Source organism: Rhodococcus sp. IEGM 1379, assembly GCF_030056815.1.
Taxonomy (GTDB): domain Bacteria; phylum Actinomycetota; class Actinomycetes; order Mycobacteriales; family Mycobacteriaceae; genus Rhodococcus_F.
Map to the genome: position 1 here is coordinate 20951 of NZ_JASHKR010000044.1, position 18917 is coordinate 39867.

General features: G+C 60.0%; 21 protein-coding genes. 17 read left to right on the top strand and 4 right to left on the bottom strand.

Translation table 11 applies throughout. The features are described from left to right. Positions 1-7 precede the first annotated feature (7 nt). From QM600_RS20225 to QM600_RS20255, 7 genes are read left to right on the top strand one after another with little or no spacing between them, the layout of a single operon-like run. On the top strand, positions 8-1150 hold the full coding sequence (locus tag QM600_RS20225; protein WP_283263345.1) for an acyl-CoA dehydrogenase family protein: 1143 nt from the start codon (positions 8-10) through the stop codon (positions 1148-1150). Then, positions 1140-2351, top strand: a complete 1212-nt coding sequence (locus QM600_RS20230) for a CaiB/BaiF CoA transferase family protein (RefSeq protein ID WP_283263346.1) — start codon at positions 1140-1142, stop codon at positions 2349-2351. Before QM600_RS20225 ends, QM600_RS20230 begins: the two co-directional genes overlap by 11 nt. Further along, positions 2348-3619: a CaiB/BaiF CoA transferase family protein gene (locus QM600_RS20235; protein ID WP_283263347.1), complete on the top strand. Its 1272-nt coding sequence runs from the start codon at positions 2348-2350 to the stop codon at positions 3617-3619. The genes QM600_RS20230 and QM600_RS20235 overlap by 4 nt, the downstream gene beginning before the upstream one ends. A 12-nt stretch (positions 3620-3631) precedes the next feature. Then, positions 3632-4156: an FAS1-like dehydratase domain-containing protein gene (locus tag QM600_RS20240; protein ID WP_283263348.1), complete on the top strand. Its 525-nt coding sequence runs from the start codon at positions 3632-3634 to the stop codon at positions 4154-4156. 12 nt (positions 4157-4168) lie between these two features. Further along, positions 4169-4624 (top strand): MaoC/PaaZ C-terminal domain-containing protein, encoded by a 456-nt coding sequence (locus QM600_RS20245; RefSeq protein WP_283263349.1) that lies wholly within the window; start codon positions 4169-4171, stop codon positions 4622-4624. After that, complete coding sequence (locus QM600_RS20250) at positions 4624-5826, top strand: thiolase family protein (RefSeq protein ID WP_283263350.1); 1203 nt, start codon at positions 4624-4626, stop codon at positions 5824-5826. The genes QM600_RS20245 and QM600_RS20250 overlap by 1 nt, the downstream gene beginning before the upstream one ends. A gap of 2 nt (positions 5827-5828) precedes the next feature. Further along, on the top strand, positions 5829-6245 hold the full coding sequence (locus QM600_RS20255) for a Zn-ribbon domain-containing OB-fold protein (RefSeq protein ID WP_502943035.1): 417 nt from the start codon (positions 5829-5831) through the stop codon (positions 6243-6245). Between the two features lie 8 nt (positions 6246-6253). Here the strand turns inward: QM600_RS20255 and QM600_RS20260 are convergent, their stop codons facing one another. Further along, positions 6254-6907: a PadR family transcriptional regulator gene (locus tag QM600_RS20260; protein ID WP_283263352.1), complete on the bottom strand. Its 654-nt coding sequence runs from the start codon at positions 6905-6907 to the stop codon at positions 6254-6256. Positions 6908-7048: 141 nt separating this feature from the next. Here QM600_RS20260 and QM600_RS20265 point away from each other — a divergent pair, with 141 nt between their 5' ends. Then, entirely contained in the window at positions 7049-8521 is a 1473-nt protein-coding gene (locus QM600_RS20265) for a class I adenylate-forming enzyme family protein (RefSeq protein ID WP_283263353.1), read from the top strand. 13 nt (positions 8522-8534) lie between these two features. Here QM600_RS20265 and QM600_RS20270 read toward each other — a convergent pair whose 3' ends face one another. Then, entirely contained in the window at positions 8535-9215 is a 681-nt protein-coding gene (locus QM600_RS20270) for a 3'-5' exonuclease (RefSeq protein ID WP_283263354.1), read from the bottom strand. A 97-nt stretch (positions 9216-9312) separates the two neighbouring features. Then, positions 9313-10227 (bottom strand): SDR family NAD(P)-dependent oxidoreductase, encoded by a 915-nt coding sequence (locus QM600_RS20275; RefSeq protein ID WP_283263355.1) that lies wholly within the window; start codon positions 10225-10227, stop codon positions 9313-9315. Positions 10228-10309: 82 nt separating this feature from the next. On the opposite strand from QM600_RS20275, the gene QM600_RS20280 reads away from it, so the two are divergent. From QM600_RS20280 to QM600_RS20290, 3 genes are all read left to right on the top strand, one after another. Beyond that, positions 10310-10921 (top strand): TetR/AcrR family transcriptional regulator, encoded by a 612-nt coding sequence (locus tag QM600_RS20280; protein WP_283263356.1) that lies wholly within the window; start codon positions 10310-10312, stop codon positions 10919-10921. Between the two features lie 45 nt (positions 10922-10966). Then, a complete protein-coding gene (locus QM600_RS20285; RefSeq protein WP_283263357.1) occupies positions 10967-11431 on the top strand; it encodes a nucleoside deaminase in 465 nt (154 codons plus the stop codon). 305 nt (positions 11432-11736) lie between these two features. Next, positions 11737-12888 carry a magnesium and cobalt transport protein CorA gene (locus QM600_RS20290; protein WP_283263358.1) on the top strand — a complete coding sequence of 384 codons (1152 nt, stop codon included), beginning with the start codon at positions 11737-11739 and terminating at the stop codon, positions 12886-12888. A 52-nt stretch (positions 12889-12940) separates the two neighbouring features. Here the strand turns inward: QM600_RS20290 and lppU are convergent, their stop codons facing one another. Continuing rightward, positions 12941-13552 (bottom strand): LppU family putative lipoprotein, encoded by a 612-nt coding sequence (gene lppU, locus QM600_RS20295; RefSeq protein ID WP_283263359.1) that lies wholly within the window; start codon positions 13550-13552, stop codon positions 12941-12943. 90 nt (positions 13553-13642) lie between these two features. On the opposite strand from lppU, the gene QM600_RS20300 reads away from it, so the two are divergent. The 6 genes from QM600_RS20300 (at position 13643) to QM600_RS20325 (ending at position 18784) form a co-directional block, all read left to right on the top strand. Continuing rightward, entirely contained in the window at positions 13643-14689 is a 1047-nt protein-coding gene (locus QM600_RS20300; RefSeq protein WP_283263360.1) for an ATP-dependent DNA ligase, read from the top strand. Further along, complete coding sequence (gene ligD, locus QM600_RS20305) at positions 14689-15729, top strand: non-homologous end-joining DNA ligase (protein ID WP_283263361.1); 1041 nt, start codon at positions 14689-14691, stop codon at positions 15727-15729. Before QM600_RS20300 ends, ligD begins: the two co-directional genes overlap by 1 nt. Before the next feature lie 48 nt (positions 15730-15777). Further along, entirely contained in the window at positions 15778-16335 is a 558-nt protein-coding gene (locus QM600_RS20310) for a DUF6764 family protein (protein ID WP_283263362.1), read from the top strand. A 104-nt stretch (positions 16336-16439) separates the two neighbouring features. Beyond that, positions 16440-17651, top strand: a complete 1212-nt coding sequence (locus QM600_RS20315; protein WP_283263363.1) for a serine hydrolase domain-containing protein — start codon at positions 16440-16442, stop codon at positions 17649-17651. A gap of 17 nt (positions 17652-17668) precedes the next feature. Continuing rightward, entirely contained in the window at positions 17669-17887 is a 219-nt protein-coding gene (locus QM600_RS20320; RefSeq protein ID WP_283263364.1) for a dodecin, read from the top strand. A gap of 48 nt (positions 17888-17935) precedes the next feature. Then, a complete protein-coding gene (locus QM600_RS20325) occupies positions 17936-18784 on the top strand; it encodes a hypothetical protein (RefSeq protein ID WP_283263365.1) in 849 nt (282 codons plus the stop codon). The last annotated feature ends 133 nt before the right edge of the window (positions 18785-18917 follow it).

Consider the following 18917-nt stretch of genomic DNA (forward strand, 5'->3'; position numbering starts at 1 on the left):
ATCGCTGATGAAACTTGTTGCTACCCAAGATCAACTCGATCTGCAGGCGATGGCGGCTGCGGTGCTGGCAAAACAATGTCCGACCAGCCTGGTGCGTGAATTGGCGGGGCCGACGTCGGACGGAATTCCCGACAAGTTGATGGCGGCGCTGGCAGAGGTCGGTGTACTCGGTTTGGCGGTTGACGAAGAGTACGGCGGCGGCGGTGCGGGGTTGTACGAACTCGGTGTGTTCTTCCGTGAAGGCGGCCGGGTTCTGTGTCCGTCAATCGTCTACAGCACATTGCAATTCGGTGTAGCCGTTGGGCGTCTGGCCTCACCGGAGCAACGCAGTCGGTATCTGTCTAGTGTGGCCGGCGGCGAACTTCGCGCCACCGTCGCGGCCTGGAATCCGTCCGATGCAGCGGATATCCGTCCCACCGTAACCGCAACGCCTGCTCCGGGTGGATGGCTACTCAACGGCACTATCGCCTTTGCGTTGAATACCTCGATCGCGGACGTGGTTCTGTTGACCGCTCGTACGGCGGTGTTTGCCGAACCCGAACGACTGATCTGTGCCTTCGTAAATCCGGCCGACGCGGGCTGGAACAGTGTCATTCTCTCGACAATGTCCGGCGAGAAGATCAGTCGTGTGGAATTGGTCGATGTCTTCGTATCGGACGACGCGGTGTCTCTCGGCGAGAGTGGGTATGGGCTGAACCGCGACGACGTCCGGTGGGTTGCGGAAGCGGCGGTAGCGCTTCAATGCATGGAGATGGTGGGGGGTGCCGCCGCGGTCCTGGAACGGACGGTGAACTACGTCGCCCAGCGCGAGCAGTTCGGGCGATCAATCGGTAGTTTTCAAGCCGCGCAACACATTATCGCCGATATGCACATTTCGATAGAAGGCGCCCGGTTAGCGGCTGCGCAGTCGGTCTGGTGGACCGCCCGCGGAGAATCGGCCACACGTGCAGTCGCAATCGCGAAAATGCACTGCAACGAAGCGTACAAGCGGGCGACGCTCGACGGTCATCAGTTGCACGGCGGAATGGGGTATGTCCTAGAGACCGACCTGCATCTGTGGTCCGAGCGAGCAAAGGTCACGGAAATACGTTTCGGCACAGCAGATATCGCTGCCACCTGGTTGCAGAAGGAGCTTGGTCTTGTCCGATGAATCGCACGCGGAATCACGTCAGGCTCTCCAAGACCTGCGAATCCTTGATCTTTCTCGGTGGGTAGCTGGTGAGTACGCCACAAAGATGTTTGCCGATTTCGGTGCGGACGTGGTGAAGATCGAAAAGCCTGGCACCGGAAGCCTGACACGGTCCTGGGGGCCCTTCCCCGGAGATGTCCCCGATCAGGAACGAAGCGCACTCTTTCTGCACCTGAACACCAACAAGAAGTCTCTGGCTCTGGACCTGGAATCGGACTCGGACCGCGAAGTGCTGCTGGGCCTCATCGAAACTGCCGACGCCGTTGTGGAGTCCTTCCGGCCGGGCCACCTGGAGAGGCTGGGTCTGGGCCCGGACGTGTTGCAGGCGAGAAACCCTCGTCTGGTGATCACACGAATCAGTGCATTCGGTCAGAGTGGACCGTATCGGGATCGTGAAGCGACAGGGTTGGTTCTTCAAGCTGCCGGTGGGCCGATGAACGCGACCGGCGGAGCAGATCGTGCCCCGTTGCGAAAGCCTGGTCTGCTCGAGCACTACACGATCGGTCGTACCGCCGGAGAGGCCACGATGGCAGGACTGTTCAGTGCGCGGCGTACCGGCGGGGGATCGGTGATCGATGTATCGGGTCAGGAGGTTCTGCTTGCGGGAGCGGATCGTCGAGCGTCGTATCTGGTGTCTGCCGCCTATTCCGGCATGAATGCCCCACGAGGAGTGCGTAGTCCGCATCGGCACGGCGTGACCTTCACGGGACCGTTCCGGGCCAGTGACGGATTCGTGATGCTGTACGTGACCAATCAGGCCTTCTGGAATCGACTGGTCGACATCGTGGGTGAGCATGATCGTGAATTTCATTCGCGCTATCACGGGCGGGAAACGATTGTCGGTACCGATCGTGAAGAGTTCATGGAGTACGTCACCGAGTGGTTTGCCGTGCGCCCGAAGGTGGCGATCATGGAGCGGTGCGAAGCGGCGCGTATCCCCGTCACGGCGTATCTCGACGTCTCGGAACTGCTCCGTCACGAGCACTTTCGTAGCCGGGATGCTTTCGTTCGTGGTTCGCATCCCGTTGCCGGCACGTTGGACTACACCGGAGCGCCGTGGCGGATGGCCAACGGGTTCCGGTTGCGCCACACCGCGCCGACACTCGACCAACATGGGCCAGAGATCCGTGAGTCCCTCACGACTGCAGGAGGATCCGAATGAACTACCCTCTCGAAGGCATCCGCGTCGTGGACTTGACCGTCGTATGGTCGGGTCCGGGGGCGACCGCGTTGTTGGGTGACCTAGGCGCGGAAGTGATTCGCCTCGAAGGGAACAACCGGGTCAGCAGGCAGGTCTCGGCGAAGACCACGAAGGAGTCGATAGCGCAGACCGGCTACCACGGTGGCACGTATCCGGACAAAGATCCCGGAGAGCGGCCTTACGACCGTACTGCCCTGTTCAACTGGCATTCCCGGAACAAACTCTCGGCGTGCATGAACCTCGACACCGAGGAAGGCCGCGCTGCGGCGATCGAGCTGATCAAAGTCAGTGACGTTTTGGTGGAGAATAATTCGAATGGCACGTTGGAGAAGTTGGGGCTGGGACATGAGCGCCTGCTCGAGATCAATCCGCGGTTGATCGTCGCTCGAATGCCTCCTCTCGGTATGACCGGTCCGATGAGTGATTACCTCGGCTACGGACCCAACTTCAACTCGCTGGTCGGAATAGCGGCGATGGACGGTTACGAGGGTGAGGAGCCGGATTCGGCCGGAGAGAACTACCACATGGACGAGGCAGCGCCGGCGGGGCTGGCCTTCGCCGTGATGGCCGCGCTCTGGGACCGCGAGCACACGGGTGTCGGTGGTCTTGTCGAGTTCGCACAAGCTGAAAATGTCATGGCGGAGATCGGTGAGTTCGTACTCGACGCACAGGTCAACGACAGAATCCCGGAGATACTCGGAAACACGGATCCTCATGTGCTGCAGGATGTTTTCCTCAGTTCGGACGAAGATGTCTGGGTTGCGATCTCCGTAAGAGACGATCGGGACTGGGCGGCGTTGGCAGGAGTGATCGGTGGCGACGGTTTCGCGGTGTCCGGTTCGGATGCTTCCGCCCGACTATCGAATTCAGTGAGTATTCGGGATCGTATTTCTCGATGGACTTGCGAATTGAGCGCGGACAGTATCGTTCGTGATCTGCAGGAATTGGGAATCCCTTCAGGCGTGGTCATGAACGAGTGCGCCGTACTTGCGGATCCCCACCTCCGTGAACGTGAGTGGTTCCAGGAACGCTCACATCCCTCGGTGGGAACCTATCGTTATCCGGGACATCCCTGGCGGGCTGAGGGATTCGATTTGGCTTTCGGCCGAGTGCTTCCGGGATTCGGTGAGGACAACGAGTACGTCTACAAGGAGGTTCTCGGATACTCCGACGAGAAGTATTGCGAGCTCGAGGATTCTGGACTAGTGACTGACCATCAAATAGCCTGAGAGAGAAAGACTATGACTGAAAATGTGATCATGATTCCGGATTCGGAATCCCTGATTCCCGACGAAGTTGCAGCGCGAATCGGGGATGTTGTCTCCGAGTTCACCGGTGCCGTCGTCGCACGGGATTGGCAACGGTGGGCTGTGTCCGTCGGCGAGAGCAACTCGTTGTACTTCGACAGTGACTACGCTCGCGCCCACGGGTATCGCGATATCGTCTGTCCTCCACTGTATTTGCAGTACGCGATCCTCGGGGTGACTCCGATTTCGGAACTCAGAGTGGATGGATCTTCGGGTGCGGCCTCCGGAAATCTGGTTTTCCCGTTGTGCCCCAAACGTATGGCAGGCGGAGAGAACACCACGTTCTTCGGGCCAGGCTACGACGGCGACGTGGTCACCAGCGTGCGCGTAGTGGACTCGGTGGAGGAGAAGCGTGGACGCTCCGGCCGGTTCGTGCTGGTGACCTGGAAAACCACGTACACAAATCAGAATGACGAGGTGCTGGCCGAGGCCACCACCTCGATGATCGCGCGTCCGTAGCGAGGGAGAGTCATGTCACCGCAGGTGTATTTCGACGACGTAGAGACCGGCGATTCGATCCCGGTCCTACACGTGAGCGTCAACCAATTGCAGATGTTCCTCTTCAGTGCAGCGACATACAACGGGCACCGAATCCACTACGACCGTAGCTGGGCCGTAGACGTCGAGGGGTATCCGGACGTTGTTGTGCAGGGGCCTCTCCAAGCGGCGCTGCTTGCCCGTGTCGTCACCGACTGGATCGGTGGTGCTGGATCGTTGGTGAACTTCTCGGCATCCAACCGGGCCGTTGCTTTCCCGGGGGAACCGTTGGAGTTCACGGGTACCGTGACCGGCAAGCGCGACGAGAACGGAAGGACGTTGGTCGATCTGGAGCTCGCCGGTGTGCGTGAAGGCGCCATCCTGATGCCGGGAACGGCGACTGTGTGTTTGCCTCGTAGACCCGAACTTCCATCGAATGGAGTCTCCTGATGGCCGGTCTGCGCGGTGAAGCTGCAATCGTCGGATTCTGTGAATTGCCGGCGCAACGTAAGCAGACTCGACCGGAACAGTTCACGATCGAGCAGTGGGCGATGCTCTCCAAAATGGCGATCGACGATGCCGGGCTCGAGGCATCGCAAATCAACGGTCTTGTCACGCACGGGATTGCGGAATCCGAGATGTTTGCTCCGGCCACGCTCTCCGAGTATCTCGGAATTCCATTGAATTTCGGTGAACGCGTCGACCTCGGTGGTGCCACGGCCGCCGGAATGGTGTGGCGTGCTGCAGCTGCCGTCGAATTGGGTATCTGCGACGCGGTGTTGGTCATCGTTCCGGGCTCGTTCATGACCCCGAAATCTCGAATTCAGCCTGCTGTGGATCCGGGGTATCTCGGCGCCTCGAGCGGCAAGTTCGGTTCTCCTCAAGCAGAATTCGAGATTCCGTACGGCAATCTCGGTCAGAACGCGCCATACGCGCAGATTGCTCAGCGGTATGCCGCGGAATTCGGGTACGACGAGCGAGCTACCGCAAAGATCGCGGTGGACCAGCGGACCAATGCCTGCGCTACCCCCGGCGCCGTGTTCCACGGAAAGCCGATCACCATCGACGACGTGTTGGCGAGTCCGATGATTGCAGACCCCATTCGGATGCTCGAAGTGGTCATGCGGGTCCAGGGCGGGGCAGGTGTCGTCGTCGCCAACGCGGATATTGCACGCCGTGGTCGCAATCGGCCGGTCTGGATCAAGGGATTCGGTGAGCACGTGTCATTCAAGACGCCGACTTACGCCGAAGACATGGTGCGGACGCCCATTGCGAAGGCTGCAACTACGGCGTTCGACATGGCCGGCATCTCACGTTCGGCAGTGGATATGGCGTCGATCTACGACTGCTACACGATCACGGTAGTGATGAGCCTCGAGGACGCAGGCTTCTGTGAGAAGGGGAAGGGCATGGAGTGGGTGTCCTCGCGGGACCTGACCTTCCGGGGTGACTTCCCGCTGAATACGGCCGGTGGCCAATTGTCCTTCGGGCAAGCAGGAATGGCCGGTGGAATGCACCATGTGTGCGACGGTGTCCGTCAGTTGATGGGCAGGTCCGGTGATGCGCAGGTCGACGACTGCAATACTGCTTTCATCACCGGCAACGGCGGCATCATGAGTGAACAAGTTGCGTTGATCCTCCAAGGAGATTAGTGATGTCGATCGAAAAGCCGTTTCCGGAACCGACGCCCGTTTCTGCCCCATTCTGGGATGCGTTGCGAGAGAACAAGATCAAAATCCAGTATTCTCCGTCTTCGGAAGAGTTCGTGTTCTATCCGCGTGTCTTGGCCCCCCGTACGCTGGCTGACGACCTCGAATGGCGTGAAATCAGCGGGATGGGCACGCTCTATACCTACACGGTCGCAGACCGTCCGACAGCGCCGCCGTGGTCGGATTCGTTGCCGCAATTGCTGGCGGTTGTGCAGTGGGACGAGGGTCCACGGTTCAGTACCGAATTGGTGGATGTCGGTGACGTGGAACTGAGCGTAGGTATGCGCGTGGAACCCGTATTTTGTGACTATCCGGAGCAGAACATCACGCTGCTTCGATATCGCCCGGTTGCGGCGGTGTGAGTGCCGATTCAGTTGTCGTGCTTGCGAAGCTCGTTCGGTGTCAGTGGCTTCGGCTTCTTCCGTCGTGCACGCCCCTCTGAGGATTTGTCCATGGCGAGTCGGGACATGTTCTCCAACATCCAGTTTGCGCGATCTCGTTCGGATTCGTAATACATTTCGGACCAGCGCAATACGAGTTCTGGATAGGCCCAGCCGGGCTCTTCGGAAGCGCCTTCGGCATCGGCGATGGCGCGTATGCGCATCTTCTCCGATTGGTCTCGATGTTCGGTGAGAGCGGATTGCAATTTGTCCGGGTCTGCGAGATGGCCGAGCCACATTCGAAGCATGACACCGTGTTTGAGTACAGCGGGTTCGACGGGGGATTCGTTCGCCCACAGAGCCGCAGCATCGGTTCCGGCCGGTGTGATTTTGTAGAGTCGCTTACTTTTGACTTCATTGGTACTCACGACGCGCGATGTTGCAAAGCCGTGCGCTTCGAGGCTTTTGAGTTCGCTGTAGATCTGACTGTACGACGGAGCCCAGTAGAAGAAACGCAGGCTCCAGTCTGCCCACTTCTTGAGGTCGTATCCCGAAAGTTCGGAGCCGAAGGACAACAGACCGAGAACAGCCCAACTCGTCGGTCTCAGGGAGGGCACATCTGTGGGCGTTTCGTCCTTGGCCATGATCGAAGATTACCCGTCGGTAGGCCATTGCAAGTAGTTCTGTTAGAAATATTCTGAAAAGGACTATCAGTGCAGAGTCGGGGAAACCGCTCACCGGGAGGTCCGTCGAATCCTGCGCATAGTGAATGCTTCAATGCAGGCATGCAGCGTGATTTTCCCGCGCGGACGCTCGACGAGCTCTGCTTGGTCTTGGCGGAGCGGTACCGAGACCGGGTTGCGTTGCTCGACGGCCGCCGGGAAATCACTTACGGCGAACTTGCGGACCATGCCTTGCGAGTCGCGTCCGTTCTCGCGAATTCAGGTGTGCAACCTGGGGATCGTGTGGTTCTCACCGGCCGGAACTCCATGGATTGGGTCTGCATCGCCCTGGGCATCCTCTGCGCCGGTGCAACAGCCGTTCCCATCGGGCATGGTGTCAGCGGCATGGAGTACTCACGAATTCTGGATGTCACAGTTCCGGCGTTGGCCATCGACGACTCCCGGATTGTGGACATCATGCGCTCTGCGAAAATCGCACTGCCTCGACCCGGCCGGCTGGTTGCCGAGCGCGACGATGTCGCTCTGATTCTGTCCACGTCTGGTTCGACGGGCGCGTCCAAACAGGTTCCCATGACTCACGGACAGTTGACACGGTTGTACTCCGCAGTCGCTGACCGGCTCGAGTTGACGAGTTCTGATCGTGTGATCGGTGCTGTTCCGTTTGCCCATTCGTTCGGGTTCAACGGAGTGCTGCTGACTGCAATGGCTGTAGGAGCATCAGTCCGGGTGGTCGAGCAGTACGACCGATCAGACCTTGCCGATGTCATAGTCCGCGACCGAGTCAGCGTGGTGATGGGTCCGCCGACCATTCTGTTCGATCTCGTGAACAGTGGCAGGGAGGACATCGGAACGGTGTGCCGGATGGCAGTGAGCGGCGGTTCCGAGGTTCCACTCGATCGCATGCGAGCTGCCTGCCGCGAGCTTGGTATCACAAGCATGTTCGTCGGCTACGGACTTACCGAAGCATGCGGAACCGTCGCTATCAGCAGCATCATCGAGGGTGGGTCGGGTTCGCTCGCGATGCTGACTCCCATTGACGGTCTTGATATCCGGATCGTCGACGATTATGGCTACCCACTCCCGCCGGATGTCGACGGTCACGTTCTCTGTTCCGGCTACAACGTCATGCCCGGCTATCTCGCAGTGGGCGATGTTTCGGAATCGACGATCGACAACACTGTGGACGGCGACGGATGGCTACGGACCGGTGATATCGGCTGGACGGATGACGACGGACATCTCTACGTGGTTTCGCGTGCCAAAGACATGGTGATCGTCAGTGGATTCAACGTTTACCCACAGGAAGTCGAGACGGTCTTGTTGCAGCATCCTCTGATCCTCGAGGCTGTGGTGATCGGAGTGGCGGACGAACGTCAGGGCCAACGACTTGTCGCGTGCGTGATTCCGATTCCCAGGCACCGCATCGACTCCGATGACCTGATCGATTTCTGCCGTGAACGATTGAACGCGTACAAGGTGCCGCGCGTCTATGTCGAATTGGAAATGCTGCCGAGCACGCACACCGGGAAACAGTCTCGAGAAGAACTTCGCAAGCAGATTTCGGAACGGCTCTGAGGCGCGATTCGCATCACGCGATGAAACGAATAGGCCACTGGTCGTCGACGTCGGCCGCATCCTTACCCTGACTGATCAGGTACTGCGCAAAATCACGCTGGCGTTCCCCATGCCAATCCGCTTGATCCACCATGAGATCCAGCTCGGCGAGCTCGGGAAAACGAACCGCCAGTGCGTGCGCGAGGTGAGCTGCGGCCATTGCGTCGGCCTCCGCCTCATGTGCGGATTCGAGCGCAATTCCGTAGTACTCGCATACCGCGGCCAAGCTGCGTTTTCCCTTGCGGAATTTATCCATCGCACGATCGATGACGTAAGGATCGATGACCAGGCCGGGAACCAGACCGGGCTTGCCGATTCGAAGACCTTCCACGTGCATGATTGTGAGGTCGTAGGACGCATTGAATGCAACGACGGCGTGGTCGCGGGCCCAGGAATTGTGGAGGGCTTCACGAATTTCTTCGTAGCCCTCGGCGTAGTTCTGCCCGTGCTCGGCCGCATACTCGGTGGTAATTCCGTGGATCGCGGTAGCACCGGCAGGTATGTCGACGCCGGGATCGAGCAGCCAGGTGCGTGTTTCGACCTGAGATCCGTCCACGACAGCAACGCAGGCGCTGACGATCCGGGCGGTGGATGGATCGCGCCCGGTGGTCTCGAGGTCGAACGCGCAGATCGGGCGATCTGACCAGCTACTCATCGTGGGCCTTTCGGTGCAAAGATCATGTCCGGATCACTATGCACCGAGGTACCGACACGGTGTCCGATCGTGCTGGTCGGACACCGCGCCGACTACATCAGACTGCAGATTTCTCGGCCACAGCCTTTTCGACGAAACGACGAGTCTGATCGAAGGCCGCAGGCACCTGGACAGAATCGGTCATGTCACTGATCTCGGCCCAACGCTCTGCGACGACCTCGGGGGAGAGTGCATCCTGGGGGATGTAGACGCCCTGCGACTCCTCCATGCGAGCGATCGCGAAGACACCCGCGCCGGCGCTGAGGATCGTCTTGGTGGGGGCGTCGTCGGAGACCATGAACAGTGCGCCGGGTGAAATCGACTCGGGGGCGAGGAGAGCGAGAGTTGCTTCGTCGAGAAGATCCTCGGTCATGCGGGTCGCAGCCGTCGGCGCGAGGGAGTTGACGCGAATGCCCTTGCGCTCGCCTTCGATGGACAGCACGTTCATCAGGCCGACGACGCCCGACTTGGCGGCGCCGTAGTTGGCCTGACCGAAGTTGCCGTAGATGCCCGAGGCAGACGTCGTCATGAGGATGCGGCCGTAGTTCTGCTCGACCATATGCGGCCAGACTGCCTTGGAGCAGATGACGGAACCCATGAGGTGAACGTCGATGACCTTGCGGAAGTCGTCGAGTTCGGCCTTGATGAAGGACTTGTCGCGCAGGATTCCGGCGTTGTTGATCAGAATGTCGACGCGGCCCCACTTCTCGATTGCGGCGGCGACCATGGCGGCAACGGCGTCGGCGTTGGTGATGTCGCAGTGGTCGGCAATCGCTTCTCCGCCCTGTTCGATGATTTCCGCGACGACCTTGGCGGCTGCGGTGTCGGCGCCGCCGCTGCCGTTGACGGAGCCTCCCATGTCATTGACGACGACGCGTGCGCCACGCGATGCAAGTGCCAGCGCGTGGGAACGGCCGAGGCCGCCGCCGGCGCCGGTGATGATTGCGACCTTGCCTGAGAAATCCAACGACATGGGAAAACCTCTCTGATCTGGGATACTACTGAGTATTACTATGCCAAAGCGAATGAACAGTCAAGGTAGGGAACGGTGAATGATGAGTGTTGATGTGCCGGATATGCGCTCCGTGATCATCAGGGCAGCGGCCGACGCTTTTGCTACCGACGGCTACGCCTCGACTACGATCGACGATCTGGCAGACCGCATCGGCGCTACCAAAGGCCTTGTCTATTACCACTTTCGGTCGAAGTTCGACATCTACCTCGCAGTCTTCGAGCACGGTATGAGTCGGCTTCGGGCCGAGATCGACGAGGAAGTGAGTGCGGGGGGAACCGGACTCGAGCGGCTTCAAGCTATGTCGCGGGCGCATCTGATCAATCTGATGACTCATCTCGGCCATCATCACGCAATCCATCAAGGCGTGCGCGGGCAGATGAGTTCGGCGCTCAAACCGCGGCAGCGGCAGGCGCTGGTGGAGTTGAACGCTCTCCGACTCGACTACGAGAACCTCTTCGAAGAGGTCATGGCTGAAGGCGTCGCGGACGGTTCGGTTCGGGTGGCGTCGCCGAGAATGGCCGCAAAAGTCCTGCTCAGTAGTCTCAATGGCGTCGACCTCTGGTATCGGCATCGCGAAGGTCAGGCGCTTGCAGAAACCGAGGCGCTGGCTGAAGAGATCGTGGAGTTGTTGATCGGTGGCCTGCGCGCCTGAAACCGAGTGTTGTATTGGTCAGATGTAGCGCCGAGAGGATGAGCCATGGCGAAGACGGAGATGCTTGATCCCGAGCAGATGTTGCAGATCGCGATTGCCCAGGCAGAGTTGGGGAAGCGGGAAGGCGGAATCCCGATCGGCGCGGCGCTCTTCGCCTCCGACGGGGCCCTTCTCGGCAGCGGCCGTAATCGCCGCGTCCAGCACGATGATCCGTCGGTGCACGGTGAGACCGATGCGTTCCGGGCCGCTGGACGTCAACGTGATTATCGGTCGACCACCATGGTGACGACGCTCTCACCTTGTTGGTACTGCAGTGGGTTGGTTCGTCAGTTCAATATCGGCTCGCTGATCGTCGGGGAGAGCGTGACGTTCACCGGTGGGCATGAGTGGCTTCGCGAAAACGGTGTGTCGGTCACAGTTCTCGCCGATCGGCGCTGCATCGAGCTGATGACCGAATTTATCGAGGCCAAGCCAGACCTGTGGAACGAAGATATCGGCACCGCGCCCTGAAAGCTGTATTCACGGTTGGTGATTCCCGCGCTCGGTTTGTCCAATGCCTGAATGCGGGGTAAAGTGTGGGCGTCGTGTGCGGGCAGGGCTCGGTGTTCGAGAGCTACTGACGTTCGAGCAAAACTCGGGGAAGAGGAGGTGTGGCTTGTAATGCGAGGCCAACCTCCGAGTACCAACTGAAGCTACCGCGCACCAGGTGACTGGATGTTTCGCCGTAGCTTCATCGTGCGTTCATCGGTTTCTGCTCCGTGGTCCACTGTGTCATGGGAGCATTGCCGTTCACTTCCTTTGAAAGCTGTTGCAGCATGCCAGAATTCAAGTTTTCCCGGTCAGCTTTGCCGCGTCGTTCTGCCGGTTTCGGTGAATCGCGTTCCGGTCACAACCGCGGTGCTCGCGTCGTAGTGAAGCCGGCATCGGTCGATGACGTCGCGCCGGTTGAATCCACCATCGTCAACAGTGGTGTGTATCGCGACGGTGAGCGGATCGCCACGCCGTCGACGTTGGCCGAAGCGCTCTCGTGTCTTCCGGACTCGCAGTCGATGGCCTGGATTGGTATGTATCGGCCCGACGATGCTCAGTTGTATGCCGCGGCACAGCATTTCGATCTTCACGAGCTGGCAGTCGAGGACGCGATCGTTGCGCATCAGCGACCCAAACTCGAGCGATATGGAGAAACGCTGTTCGTTGTCCTGCGTGCCGCTCGGTATCGCGACGAGACCGAGCGCGTCGAATTCGGTGAGCTGCATATCTTTTGCGGTCCCAACTTCATTCTCACAGTTCGTCACAGCGAGTCTCCGGACCTCTCCGCGGTGCGGGCCAGGATGGAGAGCGATCCCGATTTGCTCCGCCTCGGTACCGAGGCAGTTCTCTATGCAATCCTCGACGCCGTGGTCGACGGATACGCGCCCGTCGTTGCCGGTTTGCAGAACGACATCGACGAGATCGAAACCGAAGTTTTCAGTGGTGACCCCGGGGTATCACGGCGTATCTACGAGTTGACCCGAGAAGTGATCGAATTCCAGCGGGCCACACGGCCGCTGCTGGGCATGCTTCGAGGATTGTCTGCCGGATTCGACAAGTACCATACCGACGAAGAGTTGCAGCGCTATCTCCGCGACGTCACCGACCATGCGACAACGGTTGTGGAGCAAGCCGACGGATTCCGCCAGCTCCTTGGCAATATCTTGACCGTGAACGCAACGTTGGTGTCGCAGAACCAGAATGAGGAAATGCGTAACCTCACGCATGCGAGCTACGCGCAGAACGAGGAAATCAAGAAGGTCTCGGCGTGGGCAGCTATTCTCTTCGCCCCGACTTTGATCGGAACCGTGTACGGAATGAACTTCGACGATATGCCGGAACTGCACTGGCAGTTGGGGTATCCGTTTGCGCTCTCGATGATGGTGTTGACGTGTGGAACTCTGTATACGGTCTTCAAGAGGCGGGGCTGGCTCTAACTTGTTGTGCGCCTTTATTACCCGACTGCGGGTAACAAAGGCGCACAGTGGTTCACAGCTCTGCGATACACACCGTGAAGTTTCGCTCCGGATACTCGAGCCCCGAATCGGCTTCGCCGCTGCAGTCCGTGTACGAGCTGGAGTTCTGCAGAATCTCTATTACCCGAACGGGATTGGTTCCGCCGCTCGACGAGCAATCGATACGGACCGGCTGATCGTCACTCGAGCTGGTGCCCATGTCGATGCAGCCACCGACAACCCAGTCGACATCCAGGCACACAGCGCCTTGCTCGTCTCCGGCAATCGTTTCGTAGTACGCAGAATCGACGTCAGTTGCACAGTCGTCTGACGTCGGCGCCTTGGCAACTACTTTGTAGTTGGCGTTCATGCTTCCGCACACTGCATTCTCGATATTGGCGTCGTTGGCGGTACCGCTGAGTTCGACGCAGTCGCCGATCGCCACATCGATGTCGACGTCGCCGCCGTCGTCGACGCCTTCTTGGCCGTTGATCTTGGAGGTGGTGGGGATCGTCGTTTCAGTCACTACGGATGATGATTCCGCGATGGCCTTGGGCTCGACATCTGAACCGCAACCAACCGTGAAAGCTGCGATGGCTGATGTCGCGATCACCGCCGCACACAGTCGCCGCACGATTTCGGACATGGGATCCCCCTACTGTTCGATCTTGGATTGTCGGGACCTATTCCAGTACATAGGTAGTCGAATTGCGAACCGGACTGTCAGGATGGGTGGGTGGACCTTCCTCTGATGCCGCCGCTCGCCCCCATGCTGGCCAAGGCTGCGGCCGCCGTGCCGGTGCAGTCGGAGTCCGGTGAACCGACGTGGTCGTACGAACCGAAATGGGACGGTTTTCGGGCAATCATCTTTCGAGACGGCGACGAGGTGGTCCTCGGCTCACGCGGAGGCAAAGACCTGGCCCGGTACTTTCCGGAAATGGTTGACGCCGTCCGGGCCGAATTGCCCGAGCGCTGTGTCGTGGACGGCGAACTGCTGGTTCCGCAGGACGTCGACGGGGTGACGCGTCTGAGCTGGGAAGCGTTGTCGGAGCGTATTCATCCGGCGGCAAGTCGAGTGGCACTTCTCGCCGACCAGACACCGGCGCAATTTGTCGGGTTCGATCTCTTGGCGTTAGGCGATCGGGACGTGTCGGTCGAGGACTTCGGGGAACGACGGAAGTTGTTGGTCGAGAGTATCGGCGGGGGTAAGCGTTGCCACGTCACGGCCGCCACATCCGACGCCGGCGAAGCGATGCGTTGGTTCGAGATGTTCGAAGGCGCCGGTCTGGACGGTGTGGTCGCCAAGAAGCTCGTCGGGCCTTACCTGCCGAACAAACGCGAGATGATCAAGGTCAAACATGCCCGGACTGCGGATGTCGTACTGCTGGGCTACCGTCCGCACAAGAGCCAACCGGGTATCGGTTCAATGCTCCTGGGTTTGTTCGACGGTTCCGAGTTGAAGATGGTCGGTGGCGCTTCCGCATTCACCGCAGCAAGACGTATCGAGTTGCTGGCTGAACTCGAACCGCTGCGCGTCGGTGACGACGTCGTAGCGGAGGGTGAGGCCAGCAGATGGCGGTCGGCCGCCGATCGTTCCTGGATACCGCTCCGTCCTGAGCGGGTGCTGGAAGTGGCGTACGACCAGATGGAAGGGGCGCGTTTTCGGCATGCCGCGCGGTTCCTGCGTTGGCGTCCGGACAGGGTGCCCGACGAGTGCACGTTCGATCAGTTGGAGGTTCCGGTGCGGTACGACTTCGCAGATGTCCTTGCAGGTGGTGTGTGATGGCTAGTCCGGCAGAAGAACTGGATGTCGACGGCATTGCGGTCCGTCTCTCCAGCCCCGACAAGATCTACTACCCCAAGCTCGGTACCGAGGGCGGCACCAAACGTCATCTGGTGGAGTACTACCGGACCGTTGCTCTTCACGGCGCTGCGCTGCGAGCACTGAAGGATCGACCCACGCACCTCCAACGGTTCCCCGACGGCATAGAAGGCGAAGAGGTGTATCAGAAACGGTTGCCCGCCAAGCGTCCGGAGCACGTGGAATCGTGTGAGGTCACCTTCCCGTCGGGGCGTAAGGCCGACGTATTGAGGGTGCAGTGCGCCGCAAATATCGTGTGGGCGGCAAACCTCGGAACCATCACCTTCCACCCGTGGGCCGTCAAGTGTCTCGACACCGATCATCCGGATGAGCTTCGAATCGATCTTGATCCGCAACCCGGAACGGACTTCGCCGAAGCTGTTGCCATCGCGGACGAGGTGTTGCGTCCGCTGCTCGAGGAACTCGGGTTGGAAGGCTTTGCCAAGACTTCCGGCGGACGCGGGGTACACGTTTACATTCCAATCGAACCTCGCTGGGATTTTGTCGAGGTGCGACATGCCGGCATCGCCCTGGCTCGAGAGATGGAGCGCCGCAGCGGCGATCGAGCGACGACGGCCTGGTGGAAAGAGGAACGAGGTCAACGGATCTTCGTCGACTTCAATCAGAATGCTCGGGACCGAACCATTGCGGCTGCGTATTCTGCGCGCAAAACTCCCATCGCGACGGTATCCACCCCGGTGACCTGGGAAGAATTACGCGAAGTGCATCCTGACGATTGCACGATTGCCACGGTTCCAGGCCTACTGGCCGAGCGCGGCGATCCGATGGCCGCGATGCACGACACAGCATTTTCCCTCGAAATCCTGCTCGAGATGTATGAGAAGGACCTCGCAGCGGGGCTGGGTGATCTTCCGTATCCACCGAACTACCCCAAGATGCCGGGTGAGCCGAAACGCGTGCAGCCGAGCCGAGACCGAGATAGACCGCACGAAGACGGGTAGCGTCTGAAACGGATATATCGGAACCGTCAGTGCATCGTGGGGGTTGGCATGGATCGCCGAATTTATCGAATAATCGCGTCGGGCGCCGGTGGTGTGGCCATCGTAGCCTCAGGGATGCTGATCGGGGGTTCCCCCTCGGGGATGCTGATCGGGGGTTCCCCCGCATCGGCTGCCACGTTGGATTGTGCGGCCAGGGGCAGCGATCGCAACGGCCAGGATCAAACGATGGTGGACGGCCACTCCGCGTGCCGGGCGGTTGTCGATCCGACCAGTTCAGCGATCTCTCACGTCGAACAGGACGGAATCGGAGTCGCTGACGCCAGAGACGGGGGTATGGCTGCCGGTTTCGGACTGTTCGGCGGGGTAGGAGCGGCGGAGGCCCGTGGCGGAATGCTTGCGGCATTTGCCTTCGGGCCGGACTCGCTTGCACTCGGCCGCACTACGTCGTCGCCCTTCTCAGTGGTCCTGAGTGGTCCCGGTGGACGAGCCGCTGTCGGAGACGCTGACGTGGGAGCGATCTGTGACGGCGGCCCCTCCTTGGCGTTCAACGTCGCAACTGGTCAGGGGTGTTTCAACGACGGAACATCGACCTGGGCGCTGCCATGACAGGGCCCGGCACTACAGTTCACATCGTGACACCGGTCACAATGATGTAAAGCTGTAGTGGTCGATCAGGCGGTTTGTCTTGATCTACGGGATCGGAGGACGCGATGACTGCCAATGCTCGACGCGGTTCACTCGCACACGCAGAGGTGCCTGCTCGAACCGAACTGCATGTGGATCGGCGATTCCTACCGTTGGCCGACCGATTCTTTGCGATGTACCGGCAACCACAGCAAGGCGGCGGCGCGCTGGTCGCGTATCAGGGCGGCGAGAAAGTGCTCGATATCTGGGCCGGATACGCCGACCGGGATCGTCGTTGGGACCACGACACCGTCGCACTCTCGTTTTCCACCGGTAAAGGTGTGGCCAGTACCGTCGTACATCGGTTGGCCGAGCGTGGGCTCATCGACTACGACGCGCCGGTAGCTCAGTATTGGCCGGAATTCGGGGCGGCCGGCAAAGAGAAGATCACGGTCCGTCAATTGATGTCGCACCGAGCCGGGCTACACACAGTGCGTGGTCTGATGCCACGTCCGCTCGATCTCATGAACTACGACGCCGTCGTAGCGGCGTTGGCGGCCAACAAGCCGGATCCGCGTCGGCTCAAGGGCCCCGGCTATCACGCTGTGACGTACGGCTGGCTGGTCGCTGAATTGGTTTCCCGGGTGACGGGTATGCCCTTCACGGATGTTGTCGATGCCGAAATCGCGAAGCCGCTCGGAATCGACGAGTTCTGGTATCGCGTACCCGAATCCGAGCGAACACGCATCGCAAAGCTGTTCCCGCACATCAACCCTGCCGGTCTCAACTGGGCGTTTGCTTCCACTGTGCTCTCTCACGTCGGACCGACCCGCGGACTGGCCGAGGCAGCGATGCCCGACGGATTCGACGTCATGGTGCGCAACCCGGCGGTACACGACGCGGTGATGCCAGGCTGGAACGGCGTGTTCAGTGCCCGGGCACTGGCAAAGATGTACGGCGCCATCGCAAACGGCGGCATGATCGACGGGAAGCGGTTCCTGAAGGAATCGACCATCGAACAGATGGCAACGATCCAGACGCGTGATCGTGACTATGTGCTTGCGGTGCGGCCCAACTGGGCACTCGGGTATCACCCGCCGATCATTGCTGCACGTCGACAACCGCGTAACGCCATCGGGCACTATGGTGTTGGCGGTTCGGGAGCTTATGCAGATCTCGACAGCGGTCTGTCGTTGGGCTTTACCACCAATAGGCTGGGTAGCGCGGTGACAGCACTGGGTGATCTTCGATTGGCACGATTGGGTGCGGAGGCGCAGGAGTTGGCACGCCGGGCCTGACAACTGAAGGGAACATTATGAGTAGCAACGTGTATCGCGTGACGGAGATTGTCGGATCGTCCACGGAAAGCAGTGACGCGGCAATCCGTTCGGCAATCGCCCGGGCCAACGAGACTGTGCGCAATCTCGAATGGTTCGAGGTTGTGGAAACTCGCGGTCACATCGAGAACGGTGTGGTGGCCCATTTTCAGGTCACGTTGAAGGTCGGATTCCGTATTGACAACGGTGAAGTCTGAATTTCGAGGTGATGTGTGGGCGTTGATCTTTCGGCCGCAATACAATTCATGGCTGGGCATGCACGGACCGTCGATCGGCATCGTCTGAATCTTGTGCTCGGACAGGGCAATCGCGACGCGGCACTGGCGGCCGTCGACGGCTATCGCAACCTCGACGGTGGATACGGCTGGGGCCTCGAACCTGATCTGCGTTCGGCATCCAGTCAGCCGGGAGGTGCGGTGCACGCCTTCGAGGTATTTGCAGATGTCGGTGCGCCGACGCCACAGGCTCACGAACTGTGTGCCTGGCTGCAGTCGGTCTCGCTCGCGAACGGTGGTCTGCCGTTTGCACTTCCGATTTCGGATCCGGCGGCGTGCGCCCCATTCTGGGTGAGTGCCGATCCGAGCGCACCGTCGTTGCAGATCACAGCAATTGTGTGCGCTGCTGCGGCGAGGGTTGCCGAGTTCGATCCCGTGGTGGCGCAGCATCCGTGGTTCGGTACGGCAGTTCAGTTCTGTTTCGATGCAATCAACAGTGCCGGGGTTCTGGGCGCTCTCGAGTTGGCGTTCGCGCTGCAATTTCTCGATTCGATCCACCGGCAGTATCCCGAGGCAGAATCGTTGACGGAAAAACTTGGTGCTCGGATTCCGTGGAACGGTGTGGTTCACGTCGAGGGCGGTGCGACGGGGGAGAACATGCGGCCACTCGATTTCTCTCCGTTCCCGGATAGGCCCTCGCGTTCTCTTTTCGATGCGGCGGTGATGTCCGCTGAACTGTCGGAGCTGGCGTCCCGGCAGCAGGTCGACGGTGGATGGAGCGTGGATTTCGACAGTTGTTCACCTGCTGCGACGCTGGAATGGCGTGGTCATGCCACGGTGAAGACTATCTTCGTATTGAAACGCAACGGAGTCGTCTGACAACGATTCTCGCACCGAATTGGAACACGTTATAGTCTGGGCATAGATGTGCTCGTGTTTCAGGGATAGGGGAAAGCTATGGCGTATGTGATCACGCAGCCGTGCTGCAACGACGCCTCGTGTGTTGACGTGT